Source organism: Lentimicrobium sp. L6 (assembly GCF_013166655.1).
Lineage (GTDB): Bacteria > Bacteroidota > Bacteroidia > Bacteroidales > UBA12170 > UBA12170.
In genome coordinates this window covers 1-10,691 of record NZ_JABKCA010000110.1, presented here as the reverse complement: position 1 = coordinate 10,691, position 10,691 = coordinate 1, and the positions used below count along the sequence as shown (strand labels likewise).

At 34.7% G+C, this 10,691-nt stretch carries 5 protein-coding genes; 2 read left to right on the top strand and 3 right to left on the bottom strand.

Features of this window, described 5'->3' with window-relative positions; genetic code table 11:
* Window positions 1-369 precede the first annotated feature (369 nt).
* Window positions 370-2,286 carry a response regulator gene (locus tag HNS38_RS20625; protein ID WP_172284132.1) on the top strand — a complete coding sequence of 639 codons (1,917 nt, stop codon included), beginning with the start codon at window positions 370-372 and terminating at the stop codon, window positions 2,284-2,286.
* A 78-nt stretch (window positions 2,287-2,364) separates the two neighbouring features.
* Window positions 2,365-2,550 carry a DUF2892 domain-containing protein gene (locus HNS38_RS18790; protein ID WP_172284129.1) on the top strand — a complete coding sequence of 62 codons (186 nt, stop codon included), beginning with the start codon at window positions 2,365-2,367 and terminating at the stop codon, window positions 2,548-2,550.
* 786 nt (window positions 2,551-3,336) lie between these two features.
* Here HNS38_RS18790 and HNS38_RS18785 read toward each other — a convergent pair.
* From HNS38_RS18785 to HNS38_RS18775, 3 genes are all read right to left on the bottom strand, one after another.
* Complete coding sequence (locus HNS38_RS18785; RefSeq protein ID WP_172346899.1) at window positions 3,337-5,316, bottom strand: OmpA family protein; 1,980 nt, start codon at window positions 5,314-5,316, stop codon at window positions 3,337-3,339.
* 71 nt (window positions 5,317-5,387) lie between these two features.
* Complete coding sequence (locus tag HNS38_RS18780) at window positions 5,388-6,317, bottom strand: type IX secretion system membrane protein PorP/SprF (RefSeq protein ID WP_172284125.1); 930 nt, start codon at window positions 6,315-6,317, stop codon at window positions 5,388-5,390.
* 58 nt (window positions 6,318-6,375) lie between these two features.
* A partial coding sequence (locus HNS38_RS18775; RefSeq protein ID WP_172346898.1) for a gliding motility-associated C-terminal domain-containing protein occupies window positions 6,376-10,691 on the bottom strand: 4,316 nt, incomplete at its 5' end.

Below are 10,691 nucleotides of genomic sequence, written 5' to 3'. Positions count from 1 at the left end.
TTTAAGTGGCACCCATGAGACCGAAATGGCTGGCATGGTCAGACCGAAATAGCCAGCGAGCTCACTGAAAGTAATTAACACAGATAACAAGCCATAATCAGCTCTGTCGATCACTATTAAAAAAAAGATCTGTAAAATGAGAAGAATTGGTGGTTCGCCTTTCAGTTTATTAAAATTGGAGGCTATTCTTAAGAGTAAACATACAATGTGAGTTTACGCTATACACCATGATTTTAATATTGTAGATCAGAATATTTTTCCTTATATTTGTGTGTAAATGAACAATAAAAACTACATATAAATAAAATCCATACCCTATAAAACCAAACTCAAATAATCTAATTCATCATTCCATAAATCATTATTAAAGTGAAAACAAGTAAAGAGGCACGGAAAACTAGTTTTACTGAAATGGCTTTAAAGCCATTCAGCCTAAACTTTATGGATCCAGAATTAGAAAAAAGATTTAGAGAAAGGTACTTTCTGAATAGTATTGCTGTATTCAGAATATCTCTTTTCACCGTTATTCTGTTATATGCTGCTTTTGGTTTGTTAGATTATTCTTTAGCAGAGAGCTACCACAAAGAGTTTTACACCATCAGATTTCTGATCGTCATCCCCTTTCTCATACTGATGTTTATTTCTTCCTGTTTTTCATTTTTTTCACGGATTTGGCAATTGATAGGCTCATTGGGTTTATTAATAGCAGGTACTGGAATCATATATATGCTACTCAGAAATCCCAACAATATTTATTATTATGGAGGTATGTTTTTAATATTTATGGGAGGTTATTTTTTTATCAAACTTCGGTTTTTCTCCGCAGTAATATCTGGCATCAGCCTTATTCTTATCTATAACATTGGAACTATAGCCTTTTACGAATTCCTTGACATCCAAAATATATATTGGATTGCTGCAAATGCCTTTTTTATCGCTGCCAATATCATCTGTATTATTGGCCTTTATAGTATTGAACGATTGGAAAGAGTCGATTTCTTTCAAAAACAATTATTACACGATAAGCAAATTGAAATTGTATTAATAAATGAAGGGTTAGAGGAACAAGTAAGAATTAGAACGCAAGAGTTGGATAAAAGAAATGAGAAACTTCAGGAAGAAATTCAAGCCCGTGAAGTTATTGAACAAAAGCTGATCATTTCAAAAGATAAAGCCGAGGAGAGTGATCGATTAAAAACTGCTTTCTTAGCCAATATGAGCCACGAAATCAGAACCCCCATGAATGGTATTCTAGGTTTTACTGAGTTATTAAAAGAGCCAGAACTTACAGGTCAGGAAAAAGACAAATACATAGAAATCATTCAAAAAAGTGGTGATAGAATGCTAAATACCGTCAATGATATTATTGAGGTTTCTAAAATAGAAACCGGTCTTTTAAAAGCGGTCTATGGAAATACTTCCATTAATAAAGTTTTAGAGGAACTTCATGAGTTTTTCGAATTAGAAGTCAATAATAAAGGAATGAAACTAGAGTTTCATGCTGATTTGAAAGACGAGGATTCTTTTGTCAAAACGGATAACTCCATGTTGGTATCTATTATAACTAACCTAGTAAAAAACGCCATCAAATATTCGGAAAACGGCATCATTAAATTTGGTTACCAACAAAAAAGCGACAGCTTATTATTCTTTGTGAAGGATGAAGGAATAGGAATTTCCAAGGAAAAACAAGACAGCATATTCAATCGATTTACACAAGAGAAACAAGACAAAAGTAAAGTAGTCGAGGGTTCTGGTCTAGGCTTATCCATATCAAAGGCATATATAGAATTACTTGGGGGTAAAATATGGGTGGAATCTGAATTAGGAAAAGGAAGTTGCTTTTGCTTTAGTCATCCCCATGACAAAGCAAGAAATGACAAAGAACCTATAAATAAGAAGAGCGCACATCCTACATTAAACTTCAAAGGAAAATCACTATTGATTACTGAAGATGAAGACTATGTTTTTGCGTTTTTAAATCAAGTGCTGCTAAAATCTGAAATCGAAATCACATGGGCTCAAAATGGCCAGGAAGCTATTGATGCTTGTGTGGATAAAAAGCATTTTGATGCCATTCTGATGGACATCAATATGCCAGTAATGGATGGCTATGAAGCCACAAAAACCATAAAAAAGCAATTCCCCAATATCCCTATTATCGCTCAAACTGCATTTGCCATTAAAGGCGATAAAGAAAAAATAATTGCTGCAGGTTGCGACGATTACCTTTCCAAACCTATTGATATTGATTTATTAATGAGGACACTAACAAAACATATATAAACCTTATTTGTTAATCCTTTGCCAAGTTCAAAATCCTTTGATCTTTTTGTATAAATTCGTTAGCTAAAACTATTACATATGAAAAAGAACGTTGGAAATATCGATAAAATATTACGAATTATTATTGGAGTATTGTTACTCGCTGCTGGATACCAATATGAATGCTGGTTGGGGCTGATTGGAATTGTGCCTATAGTAACCGCATTTGTCAATGTATGTCCACTATATTTGCCGTTTGGTATTAGTACTCGGAAGAAGGAATAACAAACCCTGTCGAAATCTATACAAAGAGACTAACATAATAATATCTTTATTCAAGTATTATTGAGACCAGTCTAAAAGGTTTACTAGGTCTAAAATTCCAAGATATTTTTTGAGGTCGGTAGATAAATACATAGTAGGGATCATTTTTTAAATTTTTAGATTTCTCCTCCCTCTGGTCGTCGAAAAGACACTGATTCATAGGATTAAGGCAAAGGCAGCTAAGAGAGTCCCCCAGTTGGTGGAGGTGATTCTATTGTTGGAGGCTTGCTCATTTTATTGGCTGCTGCAGTAGCCTATGGATATACCAAGTGAAAAAAACAGGCTCCAGAATATTAGACTAAAAAGTAAAATCACCTTAAACATTTAATACCATTTAAAAACCATATTGATTGATATAAATCGTTTATATTTCTTTTTCTTTTCAAAAGAAATGATTTAGTTCGTGGATTTATATCGATTACTAATCGAAATGCTCCTTAAAATACTTTCAGTTTTTAAGTCGCTTTGATTATGTATCAGCATTTACTCCCGAAACTAATTCGTGACAAGCTATTGTAACGAGCAAAATGGCTTAAGGCGCATTTTGACGTACAGTTGGTCTAACAATAAAGACCTCATGATTGCTAAAGCAATTCCATAGCTGTGGCTATGCAAAAAATTTATTTTTCAATTAAGGAAAATAGTATTCCATTTATTTATCCATCATACGTATATTTAATTGGTATAACCAAAAAAAGCATGAGGAAAACCTCATGCTTTTTTTATACTTCAATCATAATCAATTATCTACTTCTCCTCTTCCAATGGTTCAAATGAATCTGAACTATTGCTTTCCACTTTAACCTCATCAGTACCCGTTTTAATCACTCTAAACTCTGTTCTTCTATTGAGCTGATGTGCTTCTTCACTACAATTTACTTTCACATTGCCTTCGCATTCGCAGTCATTTAGTAATTTATATTCTCCATATCCTTTGCCATAAATACGCTCTGGATTAGTGATTCTCTCTTTAGTGTATTGAGCAGAAGCTTTGGCTCTATTATCTGATAGCCATTCATTATAAGATTTGCTTCCTCTACAATCTGTATGTGAACCCAATTCTACTACTAGACTATCATATTTGTTCATCACTTCTACAATTTTATCTAATTCTATTGCAGCATCAGGTCTGATATTAAACTTATCGAAATCGAAGTATATTGGATTGATTTGAACAATCTCAGCTAAAACCACAATGTCTTTTCTTAGTATTAAATCTACAATTATCGCATCCTCCTCAGTATAAGTATCAGCAGTATTTTGCCCATCGAAATAAGTGGGTTTCTGCCCTCTTAAACTATAATTCTTGTCTGCTTCTACTATAAATAGATATCCTCCGATACTATCAGATTGAGCAGACTCTTTAAGTTCACCCTCCTCAGAAAATAGACTTACTAAAGCATTAGGAATGGTATCTCCCGTTTGAGTTAGTGTTGTTCCTTTTAAAATCTTTTGACAATGCAATGGATAGAGCAGTTCAAATGCATAAATATCATCATCGCCATCTCCTCCATCCCTATTAGAAGAAAAATATCCTGAAGTCCCTAAACTATCCAAAACAATGGCAAAGTCATCTTTATTGGTATTTATCGGAAAACCAAGGTTTTTGATTCCACATTGGAATCCATTATTACCGATATGTCCATAAAATAAATCGAGACCCCCTAAACCTGACAATCCATCTGAAGCAAAAAACAAGATTCCACTTCTATGGATAAAAGGAAACATCTCATTGGCCTCTGTATTCACTTGTTCTCCTAAGTTAATAGGTTCTCCATAAGAACCATCCGTATTTATTTTCACTTTATAAATATCAACCCCACCAAAACCTCCTGGCATATCCGAAGCAAAATACATCCACTCTCCATTTTCAGTAATGCTGGCATGCCCCATAGAATATTCTGGTGAATTGTACGGAAAAGCTTCCAAGTCAGACCAATTACCATCCTCATCTATATCTGAACTAAATAATTTCAATTTCACGGCCCCATCAACACTTTTCTCACCATAATTATTTCTCGTTAAATACATTTTGGTTTGGTTCGAATTAAAAGCCACTGGCCCATCATGATATTTCTTATCTAATTTTCTAGAGAAGTTGGAAACGCTGGTCCATTGTTCTCCTCCCTCTTCTTTTGCTACTTCGTATAAGCTTAAATAAGGTAATTCGTTCCAATTCCATTCTCTTTGTATGCTTTGCATCTTTTTTCGGGTTGAAGCAAAAAGTATAGACTCTTGGAAATATACGGCACCAAATTCCTGATGTTCGGTATTAAAAGGAAGATGTTCAATTATAAATTGCCCTTTATCCTCTAAGAAGGAAGAATAGTCATCATTTTCTAAAAAGCTGATGACTCGTTTGTCATTCGGCGATTGTAAAGAAAATAGTTCCATCCAATTCTTTGCCTCATCATATTTCTGATTGATTTCAAGAAGTGAAGCATATAGAAATAAATCTTCGGCTTTAGAACTATCAATAGTTACGATCTCAGAAAACAACTCTTCTGCCTTCTGATAATCCTCTATTTTAGAATAACTAATAGCTAAGTTCCTCAGCGTATTTAAACTTCTATCTCCAGACTCCTTGTATTTTTCAATAGCTTTATTAAATGAAAAGTTATCGAAATAATCATTTGCCTTTTTTAGTTTTATATGGTCAGTATCTTGCGCAATGGAAACCAAAACGATTCCCAAAAATGCGATGCTTAAATATATCCTTCTTACCATGATATTTTATTATTTAATTTCTTCAGTATTTTACATTCGTACTTTAGTTTACCTTTCTACTTCCTTAAAAATTAGAAATAACGTGGTGAACTGATTTTACCTTTATCCTTGAATATAAAATCATATCGCAACATGATTTCATGTGAACCATCATTATATTTTGATGTGGTATTGGCATAAGACCAATCGAATGAATATCCCACAGAAAGCTGCTTTGTAATGTTAATTCCTGCAAGTCCACCAACAGCATCTCCAGTTCTAAACATGGGACCCACCCAAATAACATCATTGATATAAAACAGCGCTGTTAAATCCATTTCAATTGGAGCACCTTCCGATACTTTTATGTAGGTGGTTGGTTTTAGTTTAATTCTACCATCGCTTGTTAATGAGAATATAGCCCCAGCAATAAAGAAATAATGTCGTTCATTTCCTTTGACTCCTCCATAGGTAGTATTGGTAAAAAAGTCATTCTTTATTAACCTAGGAACAGATAAGCCTGCATAAAACTTCGGAGTATAATAGTATAATCCAAATCCAAAAATAGGTAACAAGTCACTGGTATAATCCGATTGAAATACGGGGTCGTTCTCTTCTGTGGTATGTATCCTACTTAAATCATTTGATAGAAAGCTCAATCCACTTTTTAATCCAAATGATAGTTTAGCATTTTCTCCTACTTTAATTCTAAAAGCATAATCAATACTAAATGAAGTTTGTTGAGTAGGCCCAATCTGATCATTAACTACAGTTAATCCCAATCCAATATTCTCATGGAAAACAGGAGAATGTGCTGTAAAGGTTTGTGTCTTTGGAGCACCAGGAAAACCCACCCACATGGAACGATGCAAACCAGTCATGGTCAAAGCATCACGAGTTCCTGCATAAGCAGGATTAATGGATAAAGTATTGAAAGAGTAATGTGTATACATAGCTTCTTGCTGTGCCTTCACATCTACGAGTAACAAGAGTAAAACTCCTAATATTAATATTTTTTTCATATCTATATTTTTAATATTGAATACTCACAAGCAAGCTTGCAAATTCCATCAACAGAAATTATCTGCTTAAATAAATATATCCCCTAATTGCTTTAGTTCCATCATGTAAATCAATTACATAGAAGTAGGTTCCAACCGCTAATTCGTCACCACCTACTGTAATTCCAAATTGATTTTTTCCACTCCAAGAATTATCATAACCTCCTTCGGCTTCAAATACTATATTTCCCCATCTATTAAAGATGGTGATAATGGCATTAGGATAATTTTCAATTCCTTGAATCACAAAGTAGTCGTTGATTCCGTCATCATTTGGTGAAAAACCATTAGGAATATCGAGTGGAAGTTCTCTTGGCTCTGGCAATACAGAATCTTCATTATTTGAATGGTCTGTATCTATTTCATTTCCTATAACAGTAGCAATATTTTCATAATCACCACTTTCAAGAACTGTAACAATAATATCGATAGAAACCATTTGATCAATCTCAAGTTCTCCAATAAACCATACTCCAGTGACATGATTATAATTTCCATCACTATTATCCGATACATATTCATAACCTGATAGTAACTCATCTAAAACAACCACATTTGTTGCTGTAGATGGTCCATAATTGATTAGCTCAATGGTAAATATAATATCATTGCCAAATATTGGACTCATATTATTTGCGCTTTTCTCAATGGATAAGTCTATGAATAATTCTTCATCTTCAATTTCAGGATCTGTTGCAATAGTTCCAGTATTGTTACCAATATTATTATCATCCTCATTTCCTGTTACTATAGCAGTATTCTCATAATCACCACTTACATTTACTAAGCAAATAATATTCAGGCTTATACCTTCACCATTATTTAAATCACCTATTATCCAAAGTCCTGTGCTAGGTGAAAATGAGCCACCCCCATCATCAGACACATAAGTATATCCTGATGGCAAGTTCTCTGTTACCATAACTCCAGTTGCATTATCTGGTCCATTATTGATTACATTTAAGGTAAAGTTAATTTCATCTCCCACATATGGTGTAGCATCATTCACTAACTTTTCAATCGCTAAATCTGCAATCACAATTGGATTCGGTTCTGTACTGACGTCATCTTCATTATTATCCAAATATATTTCTTCTTCCAAACCTGAAACTGAAGCTGTATTCGTATAATCTCCAGAAGCATTTACCGTACATATAATTTCTAAACTCTCGTTTGCCCCATTTGCTAAATTTCCAATGGTCCAAATTCCGGTAGTTGAAATATAAGCTCCTCCTCCATTATCTGAAATATAAGAATAGCCTGTAGGAAGATTATCAATCACTTCTACTCCTGTTGCATCATCGGGTCCATTATTAATTACATTCAAGGTAAAGGTGATTTCTTCTCCAATATTTGGACTAGCATTATTCACCAACTTTTCAATGGATAAATCTATAATGACTGTTGCAATAGGATTTGTGCTAGCCTCATCTTCATTATTTTCCAAATCGAAATCTTCTTCATTACCTGAAATAGAAGCTGTATTGGTATAATTTCCGGAAGCATTTACGGTACATATAATTTCTAAACTCTCATCTGCTCCATTTGCTAAGTTTCCAATGGTCCAAATTCCGGTAGTGGAAATATATGCTCCTCCTCCATCATCTGACACATAAGAATAACCAGTAGGAAGATTATCTATCATTTCTACTCCTGTGGCATCATCTGGTCCATTATTTATCACATTCAATGTAAAGACGATTTCTTCTCCAACATTTGGAGTAGGATTACTCACCAACTTTTCAATGGCTAAATCTATAATGACTAAAGGAATAGGGTCAGTACTGGCATCGTCTTCATTGCTTTCCAAATCTGAATCCTCTTCATTACCTGAAACAGAAGCTGTGTTTGTATAATTTCCAGAAGCATTAACCGTGCATATGATTTCTAAACTCTCATTTGCTCCATTAGCTAAATTACCAATGGTCCAAGTTCCCGTTGTGGAAACATATGCTCCACCTCCATCATCTGATATGTAAGTATATCCTGTTGGAAGGTTCTCAATCACTTCAACTCCTGTTGCTGTGCTTGGACCATTATTAATCACATTCAGCGTAAAGATGATTTCATCTCCCACATTTGGAGTAGTATTATTCACCAATTTCTCTATGGCTAAATCAGCTATTGCAGTAGGATTCGTGCTCACATCATCCTCATTACTTTCTAGGTCTGAATCTTCTTCATTTCCAGAAACAGTTGCAATGTTTGTATAATTTCCTGTAGCATTTACCAAACAAGTGATATCTAATGTTGCTGTTCCACCATTGCTTAGTTCTCCGATAGTCCAAATTCCTGTAGTTGAAACATAAGCTCCACCACCATTATCTGAAATATAGGTATATCCTGTTGGAAGGTTTTCAATCACTTCAACTCCTGTTGCTGTGCTTGGACCGTCATTAGTCACATTAAGGGTAAAGATGATTTCATCTCCTACATTTGGCGTAGAATTGTTCACCAGCTTCTCTATGGCTAAATCAGCTATTGCAGTAGGATTCGTGCTCACATCATCCTCATTACTTTCTAGGTCTGAATCTTCTTCATTTCCAGAAACAGTTGCAATGTTTGTATAATTTCCTGTAGCATTTACCAAACAAGTGATATCTAATGTTGCTGTTCCACCATTGCTTAGTTCTCCGATAGTCCAAATTCCTGTAGTTGAAACATAAGCTCCACCACCATTATCTGAAATATAGGTATATCCTGTTGGAAGGTTTTCAATCACTTCAACTCCTGTTGCTGTGCTTGGACCGTCATTAGTCACATTAAGGGTAAAGATGATTTCATCTCCTACATTTGGCGTAGAATTGTTCACCAGCTTCTCTATGGCTAAATCAGCTATTGCAGTAGGATTCGTACTCACATCATCCTCATTACTTTCTAAGTCTGAATCGTCTTCATTTCCAGAAACGGTTGCAGTATTGGTATAATTTCCTGTAGCATTCACCAAACAAGTGATATTCAATATTGCTGTTCCTCCATTGCTTAGTTCTCCAATAGTCCAAATTCCTGTACTTGAAACATAAGCTCCACCGCCATTATCTGAAATATAGCTATATCCTGTTGGAAGGTTCTCAATTACTTCAACTCCTGTTGCTGTGCTTGGACCATCATTAGTCACATTAAGGGTAAAGATGATTTCATCTCCTACATTTGGAGTAGCATTATTTACCAGCTTCTCTATCGCTAAATCGGCTATTGCATTTGGATTCGTACTCACGTCATCCTCATTATTCTCTAAGTCTGAGTCTTCTTCGTTTCCTGTGACTGAGACTGAATTCGTATAGTTTCCAAAAGAACTAACAGTACAAGTAATTTCTAAACTGGTGAGTCCTCCATTTTCAAGATTACCAATAGTCCAAATTCCAGTAGATGAAACAAAAGCTCCATTACCATTATCTGAAACATAAATATACCCTGAAGGGAGAATATCTGTTACAACTACACCAGTCGCTGCGCTTAGTCCGTTATTTATCACATTCAATGTAAAAACAACGTTACCACCTACGTTTGGAGTAATATTATTGACCAGTTTTTCAATGGCTAAATCTGCAATTGGTATTGGTGTAGTTACAGCATCATCTACATTATTACTTAGATCTGAATCTTCTTCAATTCCAATAATCCTAGTAGAATTAATATAATCTCCAATTCCATTTACTAAGCAAGTTATATTTAAAGTTCTACTTTCTCCATTTGCAAAATCACCTATTAACCAATGTCCAGAACTCACAAAATAGCTTCCTTCTCCATCATCAGACACATAGGCATAGCCTGTAGGTAGGTTATCGGTAACTTGAACTCCTGAAGCATCACTTGGTCCATTATTGTACGCATTTAATGTAAAGATGACTTCCTCTCCAACATTTGGTGTTGTATTATTTACAAGCTTTTCTATGGCCAGATCGGCGGTTGGAATTGGAGTAGTCATTGCATCATCCTCATTATTATCTGGATTTGAATCCTCCTCATTACCCGAAACAGATGCTGTATTTATATAATTCCCTTCTGGATTTACAGTACAGTATATATTAAGGCTAACCGTATTACCATTACTTAAATCTCCTATATTCCAGATTCCTGTTATTGGATCATAAACTCCCGGAGTATTGGTTCCAACAAAGGTATATCCTGTCGGAAGAATATCAGAGACAACAACACCAGTAGCATCACTTGGTCCATTATTAGTTAGATTCAATGTAAAACTGACATTCATACCCACTGGAGGAGTTTCATCATTAACCAATTTCTCTAAGGCTAAATCTGCGATTGGATTTGGTGTCGTTAAGGCATCATCCTCATCGTTACTTGGGTCTGGATCATCTTCGGTTCCAGTGA

Coding starts and splice junctions, on each gene's coding strand:
- HNS38_RS18780 (WP_172284125.1), bottom strand. CDS start 6,317: ATGAAAAAAATATTAATATTAGGAGTTTTACTCTTGTTACTCGTAGAT.
- HNS38_RS18785 (WP_172346899.1), bottom strand. CDS start 5,316: ATGGTAAGAAGGATATATTTAAGCATCGCATTTTTGGGAATCGTTTTG.
- HNS38_RS18790 (WP_172284129.1), top strand. CDS start 2,365: ATGAAAAAGAACGTTGGAAATATCGATAAAATATTACGAATTATTATT.